This is a genomic window from Lysinibacillus sp. fkY74-1 (assembly GCF_053165895.1).
The window spans coordinates 3,688,118-3,710,943 of the sequence record NZ_CP170173.1; the positions used below are offsets into that span (position 1 = coordinate 3,688,118).

Sequence of the window (22,826 nt, forward strand, 5' to 3'; positions counted from 1 at the left end):
TTCTACAATAATTATATAAAAAGACCTATTTTCGTCCTATTATAATAGGACTACCTCTATTTTCACTCACAGCAAAGACCATTGAAGAAATAAGATAAGTTTTTATGTTATGTATGCATAGGCTAGTCATTTACAAAACATCATTCCCCTTATATATGCTACTAATGTAATAAATATGAAAAAATAGGTATAAAGTAACTAGTCCTACATTGAATCACCATTGACATACAATAGTGAAGATTAACCTTCAGGAGGGTGCTAAATGGTTATTACCCCTGGTATTTCAGATTTACCTTATAGAATTCAAGTAGATGGAACAAAGCTGTTCACCTTGACTGCAGAGGAAATAACATGGGAGCTAGTAAATGGGATATTGATTCAGGTATGGGGCTACAATGGTTCTACACCCGGTCCGACCATCCACGTTTTTCCAGGGGATCGTGTTTGTATTCGTGTAATTAATCGGTTGCCCGAAAAAACAAGTGTACATTGGCATGGCTTAATGGTGCCAAATGCTATGGATGGTGTACCACCTATTGAACCATCCCCTTTTATTGAACCGGGGCATTATTTTGATTATCACTTTACGATAAAAAATCCACCAGGGACGTATATGTATCACTCTCATGTAAATGTAGCTGTGCAAGATAATGCTGGCCTATTAGGAGGGTTTATTGTTGAAGATCCAAGCAAACAGAACCTTTCACAGCACAAAGATTATTTATGTTTATTACAGGAATGGGCAGTTGATCAATTACCCTGGGGGGCTCTTACGAAGGGCACGTATCCTTTAAATTTTAAGAAGCCAGAATTTAATTTTTTTACGATGAACGGGAAGTGCTATCCCTTCACCAAATCCTTATCTGTAAATTTCGGTGATACAGTAAAAATTCGTTTTGGCAATATCCAAATGCATCACCATCCCATCCATTTGCATGGCCATCAATTTCATGTTGTTGGCGCAGATGGTTTTCCAATTGCTCGTCATACCCAAATCGCAAAAAACACTATTCTTGTGGCATCTGGTGAAACGTGGGATATAGAATTTCTGGCCAATAACCCAGGCATTTGGCCTCTCCATTGTCATATGCCTCACCACGTTACCAATAACGGCGCTCCTGATGTTGGCGGGATGTTTACCACAGTGGATTATTGTTAAGACATGGACAGCTTAGTTGCTGTCTTTTTTATTTCTACAGTTATGTTTAGTCGATATTGGGTACATACTTGTAAAGGAGCAAGACCATAAACTTTATATCATTATAATAATAGAGGCTATCATTTGATTTTATATTACCTAAAGAAGTAGTATGGAATAGTATCGAAGGATTTTTTACATATCCACACTATTATATTAATGTAACAATTTTAAAGGAGGAATTTCGATGAATTATCAAAATATTACGGTCGCAGGTAGCGGTGTCTTAGGAAGTCAAATTGCTTATCAATCTGCTTTTAAAGGTTTTCAAGTAACCATTTACGATATTAACGACGAGGCGTTGAAAAATGCACAGGATCGTATTACAAAATTGAAACCACTTTATCAACAAGACTTAGGAGCTACACAAGAAGAAGTAGATGCTGCCTATGCTCGACTAACATTTAAAAGCGACTTAGCACAAGCTGTTGCTGATGCTGATCTTGTAATTGAAGCAATCCCTGAAGTTGTCCAAATTAAAACAGAATTTTATACGAACCTTGGCAAAGTAGCACCTGCCAAAACAATTTTTGCGACTAACTCATCTACTTTATTACCTAGCCAATTTGCAGAAGCAACAGGCCGTCCTGAGAAATTTTTAGCTCTACATTTTGCCAATACTATTTGGAAAAACAACACAGCTGAAATTATGAAACACCCAGGCACAGATATGAAAGTATTCGATGAGGTTGTTGCATTTGCACGTGCAATCGGCATGGTTCCACTACCATTATATAAGGAGCAACCTGGCTATATTTTAAACTCATTGCTCGTACCATTTTTAGATGCCGCCGAATCTTTATTAGTAAAAGAAGTGGCAGACCCGGAAACGATTGATAAAACATGGATGATTGGTACAGGCGCGCCTCTTGGTCCATTCGCCATCTTAGACATCGTTGGTATCAACACTGCCTATAACATTGTTGAAGCAAAAGCAACGGCTACTGGTGATGAAAACATGAAAAAGCTTGCCAACCTACTGAAAACAGAGTACATCGAAAAAGGTAAGCTCGGTCGTGCAACAGGTGAGGGCTTCTATACCTATCCAAACCCAAGCTTTGCTAAACCAGATTTCTTAAAAGGTTAATGAAAAGAGAGCAATTGTCCACAAACAAGGATAATTGCTCTTTTTTTGGCTTAGGTGAAGAAATCCCAAAAGCTAGGGGTATTGATAAATTCCTTTGTCGCAAGTTTTTCAATAATTTTTAATTTAATCTCCTGCTCCAAATCTTCTCTTTCCTGATAGCTTGTCTGATGGAGACATTGTTTAATTTTAGGTGAAAAATTCTCGATGAATTGAAGTGACTCCTCGTGATAGCTATTTTCCCTTTCCATCCCTTACCCCTCCTCTTTACGAAGCTTTTGTTGTAGTTTTTTTAATGCCTTTCGATGAAGATTCGATATATTTTGGGGTGTTGTTTGTAATGTTTCAGCAACAGCTTTTATCGAATAATCATGAGCATAAATCATTTCTAAAATTTGAAGCTGCTTATCCGTTAAGCTTTTCAAAGATTGAAATAATTCCTCGTTTTCAACAGCATCTAATAACCCTTCTTGAATGATTTCGTCCTTTCTCACCATCCCAGTCTCAAATAGACCATCGTCTACAATTAATAAGAAACGGTCGTGTAATCTTCTCCTTTTTTTATCAAAATCCAAGCTATAGAAATAAATTAAATTACTGACATATTTTATTTTTTGAACATTTATATAGTGTAATTGAAATGTTTCATCAACCAATTTCATATTACAATCAGTTGGATATAAGATTGCTTTTTCAACCAAATAAAGGTTTTTAGCATTAGCCAAAAAGCTTTTGATAATTGGATTTTTTATCTGTTCCATATTCCTGCCAAAAAAATTCTCGATTTTATAGTTCTCGTTTTTCATCATCATCACTCCTATCTATCCGCCTTCTTGCTAAATAAAGTGACTATCATCTATCTATTATAAACCAAAATAAGAACAAATGTTCTTAAAAATCAAATTAATATTGTTTTTATTTAACTTAAAACCACTTTTACATATGTAAGACACAACATTGGTGAAGGAGGAAGATGTCATGTTAACACCCGAAAATATTCAAATGTGGATGAACTTAATTGGTAATTCAGGATTTCCAATGGCCATCACCATCTATCTCTTTATGCGATTTGAAAAGAAAATGGAAAATTTAGAAGCTGTCATCATAAGAAGTTTAAATAAACATGAGGAATAGTAAAAAAAATACGGCAGCATCCTGTTAATGAATGCTGCCGTGTGATTTCGCTCTGTCTATGCATACAATATATGTAAAAATAAATATTTCTGAGATGGGAGGGGATTATGATTACTCACAATACAATGGTATCAGCCGATATAGCCATAACCATTTTTTTCATGCTAGGCATCACTTATAATTACTTTTATGATTCATTCCCCATTCAAATTGAATACTTGTGCAATCTTGTATTTTGGCTGATACTCCCATTATCAATCATTATTGTTGCGCTAAGCTTATGGTTACTGAAAAAGAAAGTAAGTATGGTTAGCACTTTATTAGCTCTTTTTATTGCGGTCATTACTTTATTCATTGTATTGTTTTTTTGAATTTTGCATAAATGCCTTTGAAGTTTGGATTTACTTCAAAGGCTTTACATATAGAACCATATAATCTTCATCAAAGCATTGGTGGTCTATTTTTAAAGCTCTCTTCTCTGTCCCGAACATTAGAAAGCCTAATGATGTGTACAGTCCTTTTGCCGATTCATTAGAAGATACTACGGTTAAGTTAATCTGCTCTACATCGGCTAATTGCTTTCCTTGCTTGATTATTTCCTGCATCAAACGTTTACCTAAGCCATGCCCTCGCTTTTTGGGAGACACATAAACAGCAAAAATGCTTGCCTTATGCTTTAGCTTCATTTTGCTTTCCTGCACTAATGTGGCAACCCCACACAACTCATTCTGATCAAATGCTCCGAAGGTAAAAGAACCTTGCGCTTCCAGTCTACTTGCAAACAACTCAAGCGCCATATCTTTTTCCTCTTCAAAGCTTGAACCAAATGCCTCAGGATTTGTTTGTAATCCCTCTAATCTTAATGTTCGATAGGATGTAGCATCTTGTGCTGTTAATAACCTAATTTCCATATGTCTTCCCCTCCCATTTCTATTGATTGCTAACAACGTTTTTAAAACGTTAAAAACTTTTTTCTAAAGTAACATCCGTAAAAATTGTTCAAAATGAACGCCTGCCTCGCGAGGTACTTGCTCCTTGGAAGTCGCTTCAATAGCAGCTGCTAAAAACGTCTCTGCTAGCTTCATGGATTCCACTAAATCCTGCCCACGCATCATGCCGCCCATAATAACAGACGCAAATAGATCACCCGTGCCTGAGTAGCTTTCACCATTATAGTCACGAATACTATGGAAAGACCGCTCCGCATCGACAAACATATTGCCCACATAACGCTTGCCCGCAGCTGTTGGTGGATTCAAGCCAGTTATAATGACTTTTGCACCAGTGGCCTGTTGGAGCTGCTGACCCGCTTCTTCTAGGACCTGAATATAATCTATTTCATGCTGATAGCTTTGCATCCTCTCAAACGACAAACCTGTGAGCAAGCAACATTCCGTCACATTTGGCGTAATAATGTCGGCACACTTTACTAGCTCCTTCATTCGCTCCAGTAAGTCGCCCGTAAACATTTTATATACCTCACCGTGATCCCCCATTACAGGATCAACTAGCAAGGTTGTATCTGTTGAGTGAAACACGCCTAAAAAACGAAAAATATTATCGATTTGCTCTTTCCCTGTAACAAAGCCCGTATGAATGCCATCAAAGCTCGCCCCAAGTTTGCTCCACTCATCCATAAAGTAGTCCATCCTTGAGGTTAAATCCTCACAATAAAAGCTCGAGTATCCTGTTTGCGCCGTTAAAATCGCAGTTGGCAATGGCACCGCCTGCATACCCATCACAGATAATACAGGCATTGCAGCCGTTAACGAGCACTTCCCAAAGGATGACATATCCTGAATTACAGCCACTTTTTTCATCATACATTCCACCTAACTCATCCTGTTTATACTCACCTCATCGTATCACAATTCGTAAAATGCGAAAATATCCATCAACTGACCTCTAACTTTTTTATAAAATTGACACTTTTACAACAGTCAGTCCTTTGCTAAAGTAAAAATCATCAAAATATTCATCATAGTGAGGAAGATAAAGATGCAAAATATACAAAGATCATCCTATACAAGACCACGTACGAAAACATTTGATTTAGTCATTACAGCCATTTTAGCGGCACTTGTTTTCGTTGCAACCATGTTTATTAATCTAAAATTACCTTTTGGTCAAGGTGGGCTGATTCACTTAGGGACATCCATGCTGTTTATCTCAGCCATTTTATTTGGTCCAAAAAAGGGAGCACTTGCAGGAGCCATCGGAATGGGCTTGTTCGATATCGTAGGGGGCTGGTTAATTTGGGCACCCACTACTATTATTTCACGCGCATTACAAGGCTTTATCGTTGGTAAAATTGCTTGGTCAAAAGGATATAAAGGCGACCATATTGGTTTAAACATTTTAGGGGCTGTTGTATCCATGCCCGTAATGATTGCCGTCTATTATATCGGGCAAGCGATTATGTTCAATAGCTGGATTGCACCGTTAGCATCCATTCCTGGTGATGTTATTCAAAACATGGTTGGCCTAATTATCGCTATTCCAGTATGTGTCGTTCTGAAAAAAACCCCCTATTTCAAAAGGAATTTTTAATAAACACGCCATCCTGCTCATTTATTTTGCAGCTCGAATGGCGTTTTTTTCTTTCCTCGTATATAGAAAACGGCTAATTTTCAGGATAACGTGAAATTAGCCTCGATCATTTTCATACTATATGGTGGAGGTGGTAAAAATGCCAAGAGTAAAATACCGTGATGCAGACGTTGCATTAATGGCAAGGATGATGCGAGCAGAGGCTGAAGGTGAAGGACAGCAAGGTATGTTATACGTAGGCAATGTGATTGTCAATCGCGCTGTTGCATCTTGCTTAGACTTTAACGATGTTAGAACTATCGAGCAAGTGATTTATCAAGTGCAAGGAGGAAATTATTCATTTGAAGCCGTTCAAAAAGGCAATATGTTTTACCAACGTGCCAGAGAAACGGAAAAAAGATTAGCCAAACAGAACTTAGACTTCTGGCGTCAGCACCCAGCCAAATACGCCCTTTGGTACTTCAATCCGTATGCCCCATGTCCCCCAACATGGTACGGCCAACCGTTTACAGGGCAATTTAAAAATCATTGCTTCTATGAACCAGCACCAGATACTTGTGAAAGTGTTTATATGGGGTAAGTCGTTGAAAGAGGAATACCTTATTTTACAGGTATTCCTTTCATCTATTTGACATTTTTTTGCCTGCTCTCATACGCTGTTCCTTCAATAATAGTACTCCCATCAAGCCAATGGCGGAGAATAAAACTGGGGTGAAAAACCCATAGTAGTACCCATCCCCTAAATAACCTGAAGTGGATTGAAAATAATCCAACACATAGCCAAAAATAATCGGTAGTAATGCAGCGCTTAAAAAGCCTCCCGTATTCGCAAAGCCAGAAACGATACCAGATTCACTGATAGGAAAAGTTTGGCGAACCGCCGCGAACGTTAAGGCACTTGCTCCATATCCAAAGCCGATGATGAAGAATAGTATAATAAGTAAATAAAGGGACGGATGCCCCTTCCGTAAGAGAAAGGATAACCAACTCAATAAAACAGCCAATTGAACACCTATATAAGGCTTCTTAATCGTTTCTAGCCGGCCAGCTAGCCAGCTTGTTAGAGGAGCCCCGATAAGTGCTCCAAAAAGACCAATCATAATTAGCTGACTGGCCTCTGAACGTGTCATCTCATACATATGGATTCCGTAGGGAACAGCCCACGAACTGATAAAGCCAACATATCCCCCAACAACCCCAAAATGGCAAAAAAATAAAGCCCAAGCTTGTCGATTTAAAAATATTTTCCGTAATAAAACAGACGTTTTCTCACGTTGTAGCACTTCAGCTTCCACTATCGATTTTACTGAAAAGATACGTTTCGCATTTTTAACAAGTACAAAATAAAGAAGAACACCACATAAACATAATAAGAGTCCCGTTGAAAAAAATGAAATTCTCCAACCCAATAAAAGAATCAAAGTAGCAAAAGGAACCGTCGCCAATAAGAACCCTAGACTACCTGTCATACCTGCAAAGCCAATTAAACGAACAAATTCCTTCTTCTGAAACCATTGTGCCAAAATAAGCACCATATTCACCCAAATGGTCGCGTCTCCCATACCAGTAAGTATTCTAGAAAAAAATAGGATGAATTCATGTGTACCTAGACTATACAGAATCGTGCCTAGCCCTGTAAGGATAGCACCCATTATAAGAAACAAGTTCGGTCCAAACCGATCAGCTAAAACCCCCATCGGAATTTGTAAACTCGTATACACAAAAAATTGGATACTCGTCAATAGCCCAATGGTCGATGCCATCACCCCAAAATCGCTCATCAATTGGTCTGTAATTAACCCGGGAGCAGTTCGTTGACTGGCCATTAACAAATACGTAAACAATACCGCAACAAACACAACCCATCTATATCTGTGATGTTGTTTGTCCAATAATCACTACTCCTATTAGTTTTTACCTTATGTATATGAATTGGTGGTTGGGGGGAGACCTTTTTTTGCCAGTGTCACATTTAATATTTCAAACCTATTTCAAAAATTTCAAATAACCAATTGCACCCAACTGCAAGCTAAATGTTGGAAATATATGGACCATATTTAATTTCTAGAAAATTGAACTTAAAAACACATAAAGACCTAGGTCCTAATGGATGAGGAAAAATCACATAAACTGGATGGTCTAAAAAATGTTAAACCCTTTAATATATAACACGTAGGTTGCTTAACATCCTTACAGACCTTTTTAGTAGGGAAACATCGCTTTCCAGCTAAACATGTCCTATCGCCTATTTTTCAGAATCATATTTTGAAGCCGGAGATGATATATTTATGGACTATGCAAAATTAATAGACCACACATTACTTTCACCTAATACGACCGAAAAAGAAATCATTCAATTATGCCAAGAAGCCATACAATACGGGTTCGCATCTGTATGCGTGAATCCTACATGGGTGAGCTTATCTGCTGATCTATTACGTGAGTCGGATGTGAATATATGCACAGTAATAGGATTTCCTTTAGGTGCAAACACGACTGAAACGAAAGTATTCGAGACTTTAAATGCCATTGGTAACGGAGCCACCGAAATAGATGTAGTGATGAATATAGCAGAATTAAAAAATAACAAAAACAACATGCTAGTGGAAAAAGAAATTTCAATGATTGTCAATGCTGTACAAGGAAAAGCGCTAGTAAAAGTGATTATAGAAGCATGTCTACTAACAGATGAAGAAAAAATTCGTGCATGCCAAATAGCCGTAAAAGCTGGCGCCGATTTTCTTAAAACCTCCACAGGTTTTTCACTGCATGGAGCAACTGCTAAAGACGTTGCGATAATGAGACAAGCAGTCGGACCAAATGTTGGGGTAAAAGCTTCTGGCGGAGTAAGTACCATGGAAGATATAAAATTTATGATAGATGCAGGTGCCTCAAGAATAGGCACTAGCTCTGCTGTAAAAATACTTCGTTAAAAGTGAAAAAAACCGTCCAAATGGGCGGTTTTAAATCACTTAGCCATATGCATAAAGGGAAATTTAAATGAGCGATTATTTGTAGAACCCATGAGGCTTTTACGCTTAATTGATGACTCACCTAGTTGACTCGACTATGTTACAGATTAGCTCACTACCTTACCACTTTCATAAATTCTCTTAAGCTATCCACAATTTCTTTTGCTTGTGCACGATACAAATAATGATCCCCGTCAAATGTCACGACCTGACCATAGACTGAATTTTTTATTTGCCTTTGATGCTCTGGTACCCATCTATCAGTGACTGGATGATTCGCTTGGATAAAGAAAATAACAGGAAGATCTTTTGGAAATGATAAATTTTCAGCTGCTTTAAAATTTTCATACATAATTTCAGCTTCATTTAACTGAGTGGAATTATACAGGTTTTTATGCTGTAGCATTCTTAATTGTTCTTTTGTTTTTTCATCATATGATAGCTCGGCGTATGGGTCATCACCCAGCTTCACCTGCAATCTTGCTAAACCCGATTGTTTAAGGAATTTTATAGTAGTAATGATGGAAGCACCAATCTTTTTCTCGCTAATCGTCGGTACACTACTATCGAGCCCCACAAATGCACTCACTTCATTAGGATATTTATTCACATAATCCAGTCCATAAAGGCCCGAAATCGAATGACCCATTAGAATATACCGCTCAATATGAAGCTGCTGTAAAGCTTCATGTACTTCACTAACAATATTTTCTGAACTCCGCTCCTTCTCAGTTAAATCACTCAATCCATAACCAAATGGCTCAACGACAACAACCTTGTAAAATGGAGACAATTCATCTACCAATGGTTGAAAATCAAGTCCCGGTGCTGCCGTTCCATAACCAGGTAAAAGTACGACAATTTCCTCGCCCTCTCCCTGAATGAAAACATTCATATTTTTTCCGTCTACTCTTACAGACTGACCATACGTTTCTATTTTCCCCTGCTCCATTTTGCTGCAAATTGTATTGACTAAGAAAACAATCAATAAAAAAAGTAATATAGCTATAACTAAACCCGCTAGTATTTTACCTATAATGGTTATCTTTTTTTTCATTCTCTTTGCACGACGATATAAAACAGCCAGTGAAAGCCTTTTACTATTTTGATCTCGTGCCACTCCTCCCTTTCGTTATCAACTTCGCATCTTCAATCCCGGCCACTTTCGCAAGCCGTTAAGAATACCCTATACAATGAAGATGTCCCCCTCATGACAACCATATGAACAGAGTATGAACAAATAAAAAAATGCTAGGGCGGTTCACGTAATGTCAAAATCTATTAACAAAGAATGGATACCTGATGACGAGTTTTTGTCAAGAATCAAAAACGCTATTATCAAATTGAAAAAACATAGGGAGATATAGATTAATTATAATAAAACGCTTAACTCTATATAGAATAGCTAGTATAAATAGTATGATATATGGTTGAGAACGTTCATTCGATTTATTAGAAACTAATGTTCAATAGGCGGTGGGTAATATTCGTATCCAAGAGGTTATTTTAGAAGATAATGCAAAAAGGGATGTGTTTATTGATAGTAATGGCTTTCCTGTTCTACCTGTAATGAAATATTTAAAGTATTTAGTGATGGCAGGTAAGAGTTCCAATACTCAAAAAACGTATTGCTATTCCTTAAAACATTATTTGAATCGGCTACACTAAGTTGGACATAAAAAATAAGGGCTAGTACACTTAGACTACCAACTTAAAGGAGCGTGCTATTATGTCACGTCAACGTCGAACTTTTACATCTGAATTTAAATTGCAATTAGTAAAACTTTATGAAAATGGAAAATCCCGTGCAGATATTGTCCGAGAATTCGATATAACGCCTTCGGCTGTAGACCGTTGGATTAAAAACCATTAAGAAACCGGTTCATTCGCTGCCAAAGATAATCGCTCTGAAGAAGATAACGAACTAGCTCGATTACGCAAAGAAAGCAGACGTTTACTGATGGAGAATGATATTTTAAAGCAAGCAGCGCTGATCATGGGACGAAAATAGATGTAATTCGAAATAACGCTCACAAATATTCAGTATCAGCAATGTGTGACGTCCTTGATATTCCGAAAAGTACGTATTATTATCACGCCGATGTTTGTGGCAAACGTGCGCTAAAAACTGAAGTTAAAGAGATTTCCAAAGAGATTGCTCGTATTTTCAAAGAAAGCCGTAACAATTATGGTACGCGTAAAATCAAGAAAGAACTAAGTAAATTACCAGAGCCAAAACACGTATCACGTCGTCGAATTGGTCGTTTAATGAAAGGTCTTGGACTAGTATCAAACTATACAGTAGCACAGTATAAACTGCATAACTCAACATGTGATGAAGCGCCGTTAAAAAATGAATTACAGCGCAAATTTGAGCAAGAAGAGCCGTTGGCTGTCATCGTGAGTGATTTAACATATGTCCGTGTCGGAACAAAATGGCATTATGTATGCTTACTTGTCGACCTTTTCAATCGTGAAATCATTGGCCGTAATGCTGGTGCAAATAAGACAGCAGAGTTGGTTTGAACGACATACAAATGTTTCATACAGACCGAGGAAAAGAGTTTGATAATACGCTCATTTCAAAAGCCCTAGAAACATTTGGAATTCAGCGATCTCTGAGCATGAAGGGATGCCCTTATGATAACGCCGTGGCTGAGGCGATGTTTAAAACCGAATTCGCTAACGGAGCACATTTTTCTACTCTTGAACAGCTCGCTCTTGAACTTGATGATTATGTTCATTGGTTCAATAACATTCGAATTCACGGAACACTAGGCTATTTAACTCCAGTGGAATTCAAGCAACAGGCCTTATAATTTTTGACCAGTTTAGTGTTGACATACCAAGTTGAATAAGACAACTCTGTACTATTTATGTAAAATTAGAATAAAAACGAATCGAGGATAAAGACTTGGAACTTGAATATTTTAGATTTTATGAAAAACCAATTAAAGCAATCGAACTTATGAAACTTTATAACGATGCAGGTTGGTGGGAGGAAAGAAAAGAACAAGATATTGAAGAAATGTTAAAAAGGGAAATTTCAATTGGTGTATGGAAAGATGGTACTCTTATTGGGTTTGCAAGGGCTGTAACGGACGGTAAATTTAGGGCTTATATAGAAGACGTTGTTATACATAAAGCATATCAAAAATCAGGTATTGGAAAGAATCTTGTATCAAAATTGTTAGACGAACTATCTCACATTGATGTTATTAGCTTGTTTTGTGAAGAACATTTAATTCCTTTTTACAAAAAAAATAATTTTAAATACAGTAAATCACAATTTGTTTTGCATAGAAAATGATAACTTCTTATAAGACTAACGGGGTGCTTTAGTAAAAGAAGAAAGGGTTCTACATATTAAATATGACTAATATGTAGAACACTTTAATTTTGCTATCTTTTTTTAAATTAGGTCTTGATAATATAGATCTTCCTATGTTTTCATTCATATTATTGATCTGTTTGTTCTTGCTTCTTTTTCAAATACTCCGCACGTATTTTCTCAAGTTGCTGCTTTTTATCAAATTTGGCAGGCTTGTGTTTTTCATGATACTTTGCCACAGCAACCTTACCTTTAGTATCTAATTGATATTTCCCCATGTTGGTTCACCTACTTTTCCTGTCTTACAAATATTCTATTCAACAAATATAATATACCTTAATTTGCTGATGTATACATTATAGGCATAGCCAACCGAGTTAACCAAAAGGACTTTTTTGATGTTAAATGAAATGTTGTAACTATTTTTTAATATTGATACCTTTGTATCCAACAAATAAGATTAAAAACCAAATTGGTGCGACATATAGGGCAACACGCATGTCCGGAATAAACGCCATTAACACAATAACCATTAATAAGAAGGCAATGGCAATATACGTAGATAGTGGATAAAGCGGAATTTTAAATTTTAGTTCAGCTACTTCTTCTTTCGTTTTTGCCCTTCTAAATTTCAATTGTGCAAATAAAATAATCATCCAGCTTGTAATGACTGCAACAGTCGCAACAGCAGAAATATAGATGAACACTTTTTCAGGTACTACATAGTTTAAGACAACTGCCATTAATAACACCGCTGAAGAAAATAAAATCCCTCTACGCGGACTACCGTTTTTGCTTACCGTTTTAAAATATTTTGGACCATTTTTTTGTACCGATAAGTTGTGAAGCATGCGTCCTGAGCCATATAAACCACTATTAAATGCAGACATTGCTGCTGTAATGACAACAAAGTTAATAATGTGAGCTGCAGCAGGGATGCCGACGTAATCGAAAATTTGAACGAACGGGCTACCTTCTGAACCAACTTCGTTCCAAGGATAAATAACCATCATAACGCCCAATGCACCAATGTAGAAAATTAAAATACGCCAAACGATGTTGTTAATAGCAGAAGGAATGGACTTGCTAGGATTTTTTGCTTCTCCTGCAGAAATACCAACTAATTCAACCCCACCGAATGAGAACATAACTAATACAAGTGACATTAAAATACCATGGAAACCGTTTGGCATGAAGCCACCGTGTGCCCATAAATTTTCGAAGCCAATTGCTTCACCGTGGTTACCAACACCGAAGAAAATAATGGCTAATCCAAGAACGATCATCCCGATAATCGCAACAACTTTAATCATTGCAAACCAGAATTCAAATTCTCCGTAGGCTTTTACATTTGCTAAGTTTACAAGCGTCATCATAACAAGTACTACAAGAGCAGTTACCCATTGTGGAATATCAGGAAACCAATAGTTAATGTATACACCGACTACTGTTAATTCTGCCATACCAACGACAATCCACATAAACCAATACGTCCAGCCCGATAAGAACCCCGCAAAGCGTCCTAAATATTTATTCGCGTACGTACTGAACGAGCCTGATACAGGTTCCGCTACTGCCATTTCACCTAATGCACGCATAATGGTGAAAATGACTAATCCTCCAATTAAATAAGCTAGTAAAATAGATGGTCCAGCCATTTGAATGGTTGAACTAGAGCCATAAAATAAACCGACCCCAATGGACCCGCCAAGTGCAATTAATTGCATGTGACGAGTACTTAATCCGCGCTTTAGCTGTGAATCTTGATGATTGTCATTCATAATGTCTAACTCCTAATACGTATAGATTTTCAAATACTTTGCTCAAAAAAGGAATAAAAAAAAACGCCCTTTTGGATTAACCAAAAGGACGATTCAACTCGTGTTACCACCTTTAATTTATAAGCAATTCACATTACTTACCTTAAGAAGTACGGTCATTTGACGATACTCTCGCACATGATTACGGATGCTTACCGGTGTAGCCTACTCAGAATGATCCTTTCGGTACACAGCTCCAAGATGAATTCTCAATCGTTTTACATGCACCTCTCATCAACCGGTAACTTTCTGTTCGTAAAAATAACTGATACTATTTCTTTTCATAGCCTTTGTTCTATACAAATATTTTTGAATTGTTTTTCATTTTACAGAAAAAAAATATTTTGTCAATACCATTTTTCTTCATAACCCGCTTAACTTATATATGACATTTTACTAAATACATACAACTCACCAAATTTTATTCAGTAATTTAGCCCTTTTATAAAGAAAGACGTTTTACTTGTTACATTATGATTCAAGTATTGCCAAATTTTAATGATAGTCTTTAACCAGTTTTTAACTTTCCTTCAGCATACTGGCCAATAATAGAATCATACTCATCCTTATAATCATAAGAATTTGCTTCTAGTTTATGATAGAACCTTTAGCCTACTATAAAAAACAATTTCCATACTATTGAATTATGTAGATTACTGTCGAAATATACCTATATATAGTTGCGGGAGGAAGCGAATGATGAAGAAAAATTTACGGTTACAAAGCATCTCTGGGAAGTTAATGCTACTAATCACAATTATTATACTTGTAACAGTTGTGATTATTGGCTCAACAAGCTATTGGGTTGCCAAAGATCAGCTCTTAGAATCAGGTCAAAGAGAACTCCAAAGCATTGTCAAAGGGGCCTATACTTCAATAGAATTGATTAATGAAGAAGTGGAAAGTGGCAAAATAACACTAGAAGAAGGAAAAGAACAAGCCAGAATTATTCTAAATGGACCCGTCAATGAAATGGGAGAGTACGATTATCAAAAATCCAATTTTACTTACAAAGAAAATGGATATATATTAGCTTTTGACGAGGATTTAGTGTTACAACTCCATCCTTCTAAAATAGGTGGAGCTCCTGCCGATGACCTGAACAGAAGTAATCGCGAAAAAATCATTGCAGGCGGCAAGTCCAAAAATGAATCAGATCGCTTTGTCATTTATTCTGATAAACAGCCAGATGGTTCTTTTAAAGATAAAACAGCCTATACAGAATATTTTGAGCCTTGGGGCTGGACTATTGGAATTGCTGTCTTTCAAGATGAATTTTATGAAGGATTAAACATTTTACAATATATTATCTTTGGTGCAACAGTCGTACTTATTACTTTAAGCTCACTGGTATTTTATTTAGGTATTCGGAAGAAATTAAACACGTTAAAAGAAGTAGCTGAAGCCGCAACGAAAATTTCTGATGGTCATATAATGGTTACCCATCTACCTGAATCAAATGACGAAATTGGACAACTTGCGACCGCTTTCAATAAAATGTCACAGCAATTATGCACGCTCGTCGAAAAGACTAAAAATACAAGTGAACATTTATTGGATTCAGCAACTAACTTATCTGCCGTTTCAGAAGAAACATCTGCTAGTAGTGACGAAGTTGGTAGAGCCATTACTGAAATTGCTACTGGTACACAGGAACAAGCCCACGATTTGGATACCATAAACCAAACAGTAGAGCTATTATCCAATTCTATAGAAACCACAGAAAAACAAAGTAAAGTTATGTACGACATTACAAAACATGCAGAAAAAATATCATCCGAGGGAATTGAAATAGTACAACAATTACAACAGTCCAATACTATTTCACTAGCAGCCTCACAAGAAGTCAGTGATGAAATTAAAAAATTACATGATCAAATAAATCAAATCACACAGGTGATGGAAACCATTGAAACAATCGCAGAACAAACTAATTTACTAGCTTTAAATGCGAGTATTGAAGCTGCAAGAGCAGGTGAGTATGGTAGAGGATTCTCAGTGGTTGCCGATGAAATAAGAAAACTAGCAGAACAATCGAAAATGGCCACCCACCAAGTACAAGGAGTAGTTTCATCCATTGTTTCAGAAACTACTAAAACAGTTGAAACTGTAGAAGGAACAATGGAAACTGCTAAAAAGTTAAATGATAATGTAGCCCTAACACAAAGTAAATTCAATCAGATGTCTGATTCTGTTAAACAAATTGTAGATTCCATATTAGCCGTTAATAAAGAAATGGACGTGATGACATCCTATAATAAGTTGATGAGTGAAGGAATCGAAAGTGCGTCCAGCGTATCAGAGCAGACGGCCGCTTCAGTACAGGAAATTGCGTCTTCCATCGACGAGCACATTAAAGCAATTACAGATGTAGCTCATGCTGCTGAAAAACTAACGGAACTAAATCGTGAATTAAATACTTTAATGGAGCGATATACTATATAAAAGCTAGCAAGCATTTTCGTTATTGCCCTTGATGATTAACATTGATTTTCTAAAAAAAGAGAGAAAGACACTTAACGTCTTTCCCTCTAGGGCATGAGGATATTTAAAGTGAGTTGAAATTCCATATATGAATAGCTCACAAATAGGATAGTTAATACATTCTTTAAGCAAAGAAAAAGATATAAGTAGGAGCGATCTTAATCAAAAATTAGATATTTCTCTATTTCACGATAGAAAGCAGCATTCAGAAAATGAATTTTACCTAAAATTCAACTAACTCTTGGATCATACCTTATCGTCTCCGCTAATTATGTATTTGCAATTTCCATCAATAAGCCTTTCAAAGTACCCTCTCCTTTATTAATTACTTCAAATTTACCATCTCTAATATACAAAAATAGATTCCATTAAGTTGATTAGAACTTCATCTTTATCATGTATAACATTCCAAATAGTTGTAGTTTAAATCTATTTACTTATCAACAAAATCAAATTTGCCTTCAAACTATTTACATAATATGATAAGCATGGAAGGTATTTCTCTTACACTATGCTTCTATAAGCAATGCATTATAGAATTGTCAATTGCACTTATAATGCCAGCGACGATGTGTGCTGGAGGAGAAACAAATCTTGGTTTATTTTAACGCATAATTCGGAGGTTATTGACAATGAAAAAGAATAACGTTTACAAAGTAATAATTGCAATTTTAACATCTATTATAGTGATGGGTATTATAGTTATAAGTTATCTCGTATCAAACGATAGTTATCTTACAAAGACCAAACAAAAAAGTTTGAGTGCTGAAGGTGAAAAAGCAGAGGTTGTAGAAACCGAAGAGGTAGAAGCAGTTGAGGTGATCCACAAGCCCGCTACTGATAAATCCTGTCTGTCACCTGAAAACGCAATAGCCTTAGACGAAATGTATTCGAATTACCTAGCTTTTAAACGTGTAGCGCTTAATGAAGATGGATTACTAAATTTCGATAACGCAATTGGCGCTTACAACGGCATCACACAGAACTTAGCTACATCGGTCCTTATGGCCCATACAACGGCTTATGACAAAGAAGTCTACAAAGTGGTAAACGAATGGGCTGAGGATGCTTCTAACGTCTCAGATGACATGCTAGGATTCATTCAGGGTACGGTGGAGGTGAATGACTATAATTTAAATATCTTCAAAGCGTCGTTTGATGATCTCGATAACTTCTACGGAAATAAACAGAAGTGGGAGAATTGTCAATGATTCTGTAGAACATGGAGAGAGTAATTCTAAAGATTATGGGAGGACAGAGAATCCCCCTGTTTACTGTGAAAAAGTATGGTAACGCAGTAGCGGTATTGTAGGAAAGTAGCATGCTAACATCTTTGAATAAAGTGGCAGCATGCTTATGGTTTCCTTTCAAATAGTTTTTTTATATTGTCTAAGTACCAACACCAGTAATCAAGCTTTGTGGGTATTTTCATTTCACTTATATCCGCATTTACAATTAATACTTATCTTGAACATATGGTATTTTTTAAGGAGAATTCTATATATACATCCCTTAATAGAGAGGCATATATCTTTCAAAAAGTATATTTTAACAATCTTCATGACTAAGTCTTAGCCAATTTAACAATAAAATAGAGGCAGTTAAATACCAACATTTAAATAAATTATTGAATTGCCTATCAGATGGTAATAAGTCTTCTAATTCAAGTGATTTATTATTGTAAACCCCCGAAATATCCACTAACTCTCTAGAAAAACGTCTTGAATAAGGGCCTAATAAAATTTTAACTTCTATCCGTCACTTTCTTTATTTTATCCACCACATTCTTACTTCTATCCGTCACTTTCGCGATTTCTATCTGTCTTACCCGCACATCTCACCAAAGTAAAAAGCTCCTACAACCAGTTGAGCACAGACTTCAATTTGTATATTAAACGAATGTTTCAAAGACAAGTGAAAGGTAAAAAAACCCATAAAAATCTTAGCTGTAACCCCAGGATTTCGTCATATTTTCATAATAAAATTCTTGCAGTAAAGAAGAATACCAAGTTTATACAACAATAAATCATCCTATTAACCAAAAAATAAATTACTTGAACATTTTTAGGATAAATTTGTAAAAGTGAAAAATAATTGAAATATAAAAAAAGTAATATATAATTCTTTTAATCTAAATTTTGTAAAATTTAGATTAAAATTGTATACTTAATGGAGGCTGTTTATATGAAGAAAATGTTAGTAGCAACATCTATGTTATCTTTACTTTCTTTAAATGCTGTAAGTAGTGCTAGCGCTGAAGAACCTATAAACTTTACAAACTCTGTAGACTTTACAAACTCTGAGGACTATACAGAATACGATAATGCCCCGCCGCCTGTAAATTTGCCAAGTATTACTCCGCGTGCAAATGATATGACAGGATATGAATATATTCATTCTAGTTCTTCTAGAAACAATCAACTTGAATTTCAACACTTGGCTAAAAATCCTAGTTCGGCCACTGATTCTGTTAGTTATTCAGTAGCTGTTACTCAATCTTCTTCGGCTAATGTTGCTACTAGTGCTACTTTTAAGTCAATGGTGGCTGAAGTTGGGGTTTCAACTCAAGTAGAACTAGGAACATCTACTACAAAAACACTTTCAATCACATGGTCTATTCCCGCAAATTCAAATTATTTGTTAAGAGCAGGAAGTAGTTGGGTACAAGCAAGTGGAACTGAAAAACGATGGAGTGCAGGAAAAGTAATAAGTTCTAAGACTGTTACAGGAAAATGGACGTATACTAGTTGGAGCGATAAAATTAAACAATGATAAAAATCAAGAGTAATTTTATTCTTATTCTAGTTATTTTAACATCTATTTTTGTTATTGTAGCATGCGATGATACTCAACAAATTGAGGAAGAACAAAGTAATAATCAACAAATTGAGGGTGTCAGTAGTCACATTTCTTTAGAAAAGAAATTTATGCCCCCAAATTTTGGAGTCGATGAATTTAAAGTAAATGCTGATGAAAAATTTGTAGAATTTAAAATTTCTTACAGAATCAGTCCTCAGCTTTATGATGTGTTAAGCAAAATTGATAGTAAATATTATTTTGAATTAAAGGTGCCTGGAAATATTTCTTCTATAATAAACAAAGATAGTACAGGGTTAGTTCCTGGAGCTATTATGGAATTTAATTCACTAAAATATATTGTTACTCTTAATTTAGATTTAGAAAAACCATTGACTACTAGCGATATAAAAGAGATAGTACAAAATAAAAATGGTTATGGATTATATATTTACGACCAAGATAAAGATGCTATTCATTACTTTGATGATGTTGAGTTGTTTTCTACGATACCTAATTAGAGGGCTAGTTATATGATATTGTAAGCTAATGATAAACAAAAAGGCGACAAAAGAGTCGCCTTTTTCTATGTTTTATTAGAATAAATATTATAGAGTTTTATAGGTTTTTACATAGCAAAATACAATTAATTGATCAATTTTGAAATGTATACAAAATGATGGTCTAATAGACATTAAATTTCCCCTATCATTCTATATTATTTAGTATTTGTTTAGCTTCATTATATATTTTTTCTCATCTCCTCTAAAATTTGTTCTAACTTTTCAATTTTCAGATTTGGAATATTTATTGCTTTGTTTACTTTTTTTATGTATGTAGAACTACTTGCATGCTTCCACTTTTCAAAAACATACATAATAATTGTTGTATACTGAAAAATATTGGTACTGTATATGTATAATTTATATCTTCAATAGTTATCTTAACAAATACTTCTACTTCATTAATAATTAATGATTTACTCGCACTTACATCATCACTTAGAACATAGAACTTAACTAATGAATTTATTATAATTAACGTGAAAACACTTAGATAACTTGCTATTTCTTTTAAATCAACAAAAACTTTTTTTGGCATAAATATGTAAATCTAAACTATCATAATAGCGATGAGTAATATTACAGCTGGCGTAATGAATAAGAAAACTGCCCACAAAATACTAGCTAAATACTCCCCTTGATATTTTATAAGAAAAATTAATACAAACAAAAATACACTTTGTTTCTTTTTACTAAATTCAATATATTCCAATTATAATCACCTCATTTATATTGATTAAGTATTTTTCTAACAACATAAATGTAAATAAAATTTAGATTTCATTTACATAAAGAAAAATGGGTAATTTATATTCGATTTAAATAAATAATGTAAACGATTAGTATCGTATTATTAAATTAATCTGTATATCAATAATGTGGGGTGATGAGACAATGGATAAATTTAATTTAAAACGCGAACAAATGATATTATCTGCTCAAAAAAATCTCATTCAAAATAATTATCATAATGCAAGGCCTCTTCAATCTGCTTTACAAATTTCGAAGGCTTGATTTCTAATGCGCTTGCTAATAGAAAAATTATTGTAATTGTTGGCTGTTTTATATTTTGTTCCAACATACTTATAGCATGATTTCTACCTCTAAACATACAAAAAAACCTCCCAATTCATTGTTTGAATTAGAAGGTCTATGAACAAAAATTAGTTATAAATATGTTATTTATCTCTAGGGATGAAAATAGGGATATTCAACAGGAGTTCAACTCCCGTTCAATATCCCTAGCTTCTAAAATAGTTGGTATGACTACGTTTGTAGCCACCTTATTTATGGAGACGGCGGGAGTCGAACCCGCGTCCCTTATTCGTTATTGCATCGCTATAACATCCGCATTGTTGTATCGTTGACTGTACCGTCATTTGAAACGGTGATATAAACGTACTGGCGGACAAATATCCGTTCAATGGTCGTACACTGCATAGTCGACCTTCTTACGAATCATCTTACGTTATTTTACATCGGAAGTAAAGCCGATTCATCCGAAAATTAAAACGGTATTACGATAATATAAATCTACTGCATCATTGATCGCCTGCTCTAACGTTGCTCTTTCTTCGTCAATCCTCCGCATTATGTATGAAATTACTTCGTACTCTTTCCGATTATATTTCTTAAAGGTCCCTAATCCTCCGAAACCTGGTACTACTTTTGCCATCGCATCTGCTAACGCTTTAGGACGTTTATTTTTCAAAGATACTCCAAGCATAGTCGCTAAATCAGTTGGTCTTATTGTACGTTCAAACATCGTCAATCACTCTCCTTACGTACCGAGTATAACGCCCTTGAAACCGCATGAGAATAGGATTTCACGACTGTTTACTGATGGCGAAAAAAAGGTATTTACGGCACTTTTATTTTAGGTTATTATTTATGTAACATTTGAAAAAACGAGTTACGAGCGTAGGGGATTCCTGCGCTTATTTTTTTAACGCAAAACTGACGCAAGTTAAATCCAGATAACAACGTTCCTAATTTTGGATAAAATAACATATATAACCTAAAGATAAGCGTCATTCAGACGTACAACTACCCTACTTTGCGAATATCGATGCGTCTGACAGCGCAAAAAGTTGGCTTGTTTTAAAAATGATGTATGTAATTCTCGAGTACCAGATGACGCCGTTCCGAATCGGGGGCTTTGGGGTCACGCACTTTCAACGCAAAAAAAACGACCAACATTAATCGTTGATCGCTTCGTTAGCTTTACGTTTTGCACTTTCTCTTTTCAGTGTAGCAATTGAAATGCCCGTCAATTCTGCAACTTGCGTAAAGCTATGTATTTCCTTCAACTTCATAGCGTGGTCTAGCTGTTGCTTAGTATACGTCGGTTTACGTCCTTCGCGATAACCTTCACGCTGCTTTGCTACCGCTTTACCTTCGTTTAATCGTTCTACAATCATATCGCGTTCAAACTGTGCGAAGGCAAAGAAGATGTTACGTACTAGTGTAGATGCCGATGTATTATCGAGTAGCCCGATATTGAGTATGTGTACCTTAATACCGCGGTCTAGTAAAGTTTGTACTAGGTCACTACCCTTAGTAGCAGAACGCGCAAAACGATCCATTTTAGTTACTACCAACGTATCGCCTTCGTTAAGGCTCGCCAGTAGCTTATCGAACTCCGGTCTTTCCGTCGTCGTACCTGTAAACTTTTCACTGTAAATAACTTCACAGCCTTCCGCCTTTAACTGGTCGATTTGCGCCTGTAAATCCTGTCCTTGCGTTGATACCCTAGCGTATCCGTATTTAGTCATTTCATCCGCCCCTTAAATGATACCGAGTTGCGATACCGTTCTATACGTTGATAATACTACATCGTCTAAACGGTGTCAATTCTTTTAAGTTACGATACCGAATACAGATATGTAAATTGT

Annotated in this window: 23 protein-coding genes, 2 pseudogenes and 1 other annotated feature; of the genes and pseudogenes, 14 read left to right on the top strand and 11 right to left on the bottom strand. The window is 35.7% G+C overall.

Annotated features, from left to right (window positions below; genetic code table 11):
- Positions 1 to 262 precede the first annotated feature (262 nt).
- Positions 263 to 1,159, top strand: coding sequence for a multicopper oxidase domain-containing protein (locus ACE1MS_RS18220; protein WP_447402530.1), 897 nt, complete (start codon positions 263 to 265; stop codon positions 1,157 to 1,159).
- Between the two features lie 226 nt (positions 1,160 to 1,385).
- Positions 1,386 to 2,285, top strand: a complete 900-nt coding sequence (locus ACE1MS_RS18225) for a 3-hydroxyacyl-CoA dehydrogenase (protein ID WP_012292294.1) — start codon at positions 1,386 to 1,388, stop codon at positions 2,283 to 2,285.
- Between the two features lie 50 nt (positions 2,286 to 2,335).
- Here ACE1MS_RS18225 and ACE1MS_RS18230 read toward each other — a convergent pair whose 3' ends face one another.
- Positions 2,336 to 2,533 (bottom strand): hypothetical protein, encoded by a 198-nt coding sequence (locus ACE1MS_RS18230; RefSeq protein WP_012292293.1) that lies wholly within the window; start codon positions 2,531 to 2,533, stop codon positions 2,336 to 2,338.
- A 3-nt stretch (positions 2,534 to 2,536) separates the two neighbouring features.
- On the bottom strand, positions 2,537 to 3,088 hold the full coding sequence (locus ACE1MS_RS18235) for a sigma-70 family RNA polymerase sigma factor (protein WP_036160539.1): 552 nt from the start codon (positions 3,086 to 3,088) through the stop codon (positions 2,537 to 2,539).
- A 172-nt stretch (positions 3,089 to 3,260) separates the two neighbouring features.
- Between ACE1MS_RS18235 and ACE1MS_RS18240 the strand changes: the two genes are divergently transcribed.
- Both ACE1MS_RS18240 and ACE1MS_RS18245 read left to right on the top strand, forming a co-directional pair.
- Positions 3,261 to 3,416: a YvrJ family protein gene (locus tag ACE1MS_RS18240; RefSeq protein ID WP_080695160.1), complete on the top strand. Its 156-nt coding sequence runs from the start codon at positions 3,261 to 3,263 to the stop codon at positions 3,414 to 3,416.
- 107 nt (positions 3,417 to 3,523) lie between these two features.
- On the top strand, positions 3,524 to 3,787 hold the full coding sequence (locus ACE1MS_RS18245; RefSeq protein WP_447402531.1) for a hypothetical protein: 264 nt from the start codon (positions 3,524 to 3,526) through the stop codon (positions 3,785 to 3,787).
- 30 nt (positions 3,788 to 3,817) lie between these two features.
- Here ACE1MS_RS18245 and ACE1MS_RS18250 read toward each other — a convergent pair whose 3' ends face one another.
- Positions 3,818 to 4,327, bottom strand: a complete 510-nt coding sequence (locus ACE1MS_RS18250; protein WP_036164301.1) for a GNAT family N-acetyltransferase — start codon at positions 4,325 to 4,327, stop codon at positions 3,818 to 3,820.
- Positions 4,328 to 4,390: 63 nt separating this feature from the next.
- Positions 4,391 to 5,239 carry a pyridoxamine kinase gene (locus ACE1MS_RS18255; protein ID WP_012292288.1) on the bottom strand — a complete coding sequence of 283 codons (849 nt, stop codon included), beginning with the start codon at positions 5,237 to 5,239 and terminating at the stop codon, positions 4,391 to 4,393.
- 175 nt (positions 5,240 to 5,414) lie between these two features.
- On the opposite strand from ACE1MS_RS18255, the gene ACE1MS_RS18260 reads away from it, so the two are divergent.
- Both ACE1MS_RS18260 and ACE1MS_RS18265 read left to right on the top strand, forming a co-directional pair.
- The gene (locus ACE1MS_RS18260) at positions 5,415 to 5,966 is read left to right on the top strand and encodes an ECF transporter S component (RefSeq protein ID WP_012292287.1); all 552 of its coding nucleotides are present in this window, start codon (positions 5,415 to 5,417) and stop codon (positions 5,964 to 5,966) included.
- Between the two features lie 139 nt (positions 5,967 to 6,105).
- Complete coding sequence (locus tag ACE1MS_RS18265; protein WP_025116607.1) at positions 6,106 to 6,546, top strand: cell wall hydrolase; 441 nt, start codon at positions 6,106 to 6,108, stop codon at positions 6,544 to 6,546.
- Between the two features lie 40 nt (positions 6,547 to 6,586).
- On the opposite strand, the gene ACE1MS_RS18270 is transcribed toward ACE1MS_RS18265, so the two are convergent.
- Positions 6,587 to 7,858 carry an MFS transporter gene (locus ACE1MS_RS18270; RefSeq protein ID WP_036217867.1) on the bottom strand — a complete coding sequence of 424 codons (1,272 nt, stop codon included), beginning with the start codon at positions 7,856 to 7,858 and terminating at the stop codon, positions 6,587 to 6,589.
- Between the two features lie 396 nt (positions 7,859 to 8,254).
- Between ACE1MS_RS18270 and deoC the strand changes: the two genes are divergently transcribed.
- Positions 8,255 to 8,899: a deoxyribose-phosphate aldolase gene (deoC, locus tag ACE1MS_RS18275; RefSeq protein ID WP_031417744.1), complete on the top strand. Its 645-nt coding sequence runs from the start codon at positions 8,255 to 8,257 to the stop codon at positions 8,897 to 8,899.
- A gap of 154 nt (positions 8,900 to 9,053) precedes the next feature.
- Here the strand turns inward: deoC and ACE1MS_RS18280 are convergent, their stop codons facing one another.
- The gene (locus ACE1MS_RS18280) at positions 9,054 to 9,995 is read right to left on the bottom strand and encodes an alpha/beta hydrolase (RefSeq protein WP_418936745.1); all 942 of its coding nucleotides are present in this window, start codon (positions 9,993 to 9,995) and stop codon (positions 9,054 to 9,056) included.
- A gap of 428 nt (positions 9,996 to 10,423) precedes the next feature.
- On the opposite strand from ACE1MS_RS18280, the pseudogene ACE1MS_RS18285 reads away from it, so the two are divergent.
- From ACE1MS_RS18285 to ACE1MS_RS18295, 3 genes and pseudogenes are all read left to right on the top strand, one after another.
- Positions 10,424 to 10,600 (top strand): annotated as a pseudogene (locus tag ACE1MS_RS18285) (tyrosine-type recombinase/integrase); the annotation flags it as partial.
- A gap of 67 nt (positions 10,601 to 10,667) precedes the next feature.
- Positions 10,668 to 11,757, top strand: a pseudogene (locus ACE1MS_RS18290) (IS3 family transposase).
- 149 nt (positions 11,758 to 11,906) lie between these two features.
- Positions 11,907 to 12,248, top strand: a complete 342-nt coding sequence (locus ACE1MS_RS18295; protein WP_051563314.1) for a GNAT family N-acetyltransferase — start codon at positions 11,907 to 11,909, stop codon at positions 12,246 to 12,248.
- Positions 12,249 to 12,397: 149 nt separating this feature from the next.
- On the opposite strand, the gene ACE1MS_RS18300 is transcribed toward ACE1MS_RS18295, so the two are convergent.
- The gene (locus tag ACE1MS_RS18300; protein WP_012292280.1) at positions 12,398 to 12,547 is read right to left on the bottom strand and encodes a hypothetical protein; all 150 of its coding nucleotides are present in this window, start codon (positions 12,545 to 12,547) and stop codon (positions 12,398 to 12,400) included.
- Between the two features lie 141 nt (positions 12,548 to 12,688).
- Positions 12,689 to 14,050 (bottom strand): amino acid permease, encoded by a 1,362-nt coding sequence (locus ACE1MS_RS18305; RefSeq protein WP_036164297.1) that lies wholly within the window; start codon positions 14,048 to 14,050, stop codon positions 12,689 to 12,691.
- A gap of 81 nt (positions 14,051 to 14,131) precedes the next feature.
- Positions 14,132 to 14,383, bottom strand: a binding site (T-box leader).
- 402 nt (positions 14,384 to 14,785) lie between these two features.
- Here ACE1MS_RS18305 and ACE1MS_RS18310 point away from each other — a divergent pair.
- The 4 genes from ACE1MS_RS18310 (at position 14,786) to ACE1MS_RS18325 (ending at position 19,890) form a co-directional block, all read left to right on the top strand.
- Positions 14,786 to 16,534, top strand: a complete 1,749-nt coding sequence (locus tag ACE1MS_RS18310) for a methyl-accepting chemotaxis protein (RefSeq protein WP_447402532.1) — start codon at positions 14,786 to 14,788, stop codon at positions 16,532 to 16,534.
- A gap of 671 nt (positions 16,535 to 17,205) precedes the next feature.
- Positions 17,206 to 17,784: a hypothetical protein gene (locus tag ACE1MS_RS18315; protein WP_036164296.1), complete on the top strand. Its 579-nt coding sequence runs from the start codon at positions 17,206 to 17,208 to the stop codon at positions 17,782 to 17,784.
- A 973-nt stretch (positions 17,785 to 18,757) separates the two neighbouring features.
- The gene (locus ACE1MS_RS18320; RefSeq protein WP_447402533.1) at positions 18,758 to 19,345 is read left to right on the top strand and encodes a hypothetical protein; all 588 of its coding nucleotides are present in this window, start codon (positions 18,758 to 18,760) and stop codon (positions 19,343 to 19,345) included.
- Positions 19,342 to 19,890 (top strand): hypothetical protein, encoded by a 549-nt coding sequence (locus ACE1MS_RS18325; protein WP_447402534.1) that lies wholly within the window; start codon positions 19,342 to 19,344, stop codon positions 19,888 to 19,890. The genes ACE1MS_RS18320 and ACE1MS_RS18325 overlap by 4 nt, the downstream gene beginning before the upstream one ends.
- A gap of 991 nt (positions 19,891 to 20,881) precedes the next feature.
- On the opposite strand, the gene ACE1MS_RS18330 is transcribed toward ACE1MS_RS18325, so the two are convergent.
- The 3 genes from ACE1MS_RS18330 to ACE1MS_RS18340 form a co-directional block, all read right to left on the bottom strand.
- Positions 20,882 to 21,043 (bottom strand): hypothetical protein, encoded by a 162-nt coding sequence (locus ACE1MS_RS18330; RefSeq protein ID WP_155272989.1) that lies wholly within the window; start codon positions 21,041 to 21,043, stop codon positions 20,882 to 20,884.
- Between the two features lie 384 nt (positions 21,044 to 21,427).
- Entirely contained in the window at positions 21,428 to 21,697 is a 270-nt protein-coding gene (locus ACE1MS_RS18335) for a hypothetical protein (RefSeq protein ID WP_054610753.1), read from the bottom strand.
- 433 nt (positions 21,698 to 22,130) lie between these two features.
- The gene (locus ACE1MS_RS18340; protein ID WP_036120737.1) at positions 22,131 to 22,706 is read right to left on the bottom strand and encodes a recombinase family protein; all 576 of its coding nucleotides are present in this window, start codon (positions 22,704 to 22,706) and stop codon (positions 22,131 to 22,133) included.
- Positions 22,707 to 22,826: the final 120 nt, after the last annotated feature.

Coding starts and splice junctions, on each gene's coding strand:
- ACE1MS_RS18310 (WP_447402532.1), top strand. CDS start 14,786: ATGATGAAGAAAAATTTACGGTTACAAAGCATCTCTGGGAAGTTAATG.
- ACE1MS_RS18260 (WP_012292287.1), top strand. CDS start 5,415: ATGCAAAATATACAAAGATCATCCTATACAAGACCACGTACGAAAACA.
- ACE1MS_RS18295 (WP_051563314.1), top strand. CDS start 11,907: ATGAAACTTTATAACGATGCAGGTTGGTGGGAGGAAAGAAAAGAACAA.
- ACE1MS_RS18305 (WP_036164297.1), bottom strand. CDS start 14,050: ATGAATGACAATCATCAAGATTCACAGCTAAAGCGCGGATTAAGTACT.
- ACE1MS_RS18245 (WP_447402531.1), top strand. CDS start 3,524: ATGATTACTCACAATACAATGGTATCAGCCGATATAGCCATAACCATT.
- ACE1MS_RS18340 (WP_036120737.1), bottom strand. CDS start 22,706: ATGACTAAATACGGATACGCTAGGGTATCAACGCAAGGACAGGATTTA.
- ACE1MS_RS18330 (WP_155272989.1), bottom strand. CDS start 21,043: ATGTTTAGAGGTAGAAATCATGCTATAAGTATGTTGGAACAAAATATA.
- ACE1MS_RS18325 (WP_447402534.1), top strand. CDS start 19,342: ATGATAAAAATCAAGAGTAATTTTATTCTTATTCTAGTTATTTTAACA.
- ACE1MS_RS18240 (WP_080695160.1), top strand. CDS start 3,261: ATGTTAACACCCGAAAATATTCAAATGTGGATGAACTTAATTGGTAAT.
- deoC (WP_031417744.1), top strand. CDS start 8,255: ATGGACTATGCAAAATTAATAGACCACACATTACTTTCACCTAATACG.
- ACE1MS_RS18225 (WP_012292294.1), top strand. CDS start 1,386: ATGAATTATCAAAATATTACGGTCGCAGGTAGCGGTGTCTTAGGAAGT.
- ACE1MS_RS18335 (WP_054610753.1), bottom strand. CDS start 21,697: ATGTTTGAACGTACAATAAGACCAACTGATTTAGCGACTATGCTTGGA.
- ACE1MS_RS18280 (WP_418936745.1), bottom strand. CDS start 9,995: ATGAAAAAAAAGATAACCATTATAGGTAAAATACTAGCGGGTTTAGTT.
- ACE1MS_RS18300 (WP_012292280.1), bottom strand. CDS start 12,547: ATGGGGAAATATCAATTAGATACTAAAGGTAAGGTTGCTGTGGCAAAG.
- ACE1MS_RS18230 (WP_012292293.1), bottom strand. CDS start 2,533: ATGGAAAGGGAAAATAGCTATCACGAGGAGTCACTTCAATTCATCGAG.
- ACE1MS_RS18235 (WP_036160539.1), bottom strand. CDS start 3,088: ATGAAAAACGAGAACTATAAAATCGAGAATTTTTTTGGCAGGAATATG.
- ACE1MS_RS18220 (WP_447402530.1), top strand. CDS start 263: ATGGTTATTACCCCTGGTATTTCAGATTTACCTTATAGAATTCAAGTA.
- ACE1MS_RS18320 (WP_447402533.1), top strand. CDS start 18,758: ATGAAGAAAATGTTAGTAGCAACATCTATGTTATCTTTACTTTCTTTA.
- ACE1MS_RS18315 (WP_036164296.1), top strand. CDS start 17,206: ATGAAAAAGAATAACGTTTACAAAGTAATAATTGCAATTTTAACATCT.
- ACE1MS_RS18255 (WP_012292288.1), bottom strand. CDS start 5,239: ATGATGAAAAAAGTGGCTGTAATTCAGGATATGTCATCCTTTGGGAAG.
- ACE1MS_RS18250 (WP_036164301.1), bottom strand. CDS start 4,327: ATGGAAATTAGGTTATTAACAGCACAAGATGCTACATCCTATCGAACA.
- ACE1MS_RS18265 (WP_025116607.1), top strand. CDS start 6,106: ATGCCAAGAGTAAAATACCGTGATGCAGACGTTGCATTAATGGCAAGG.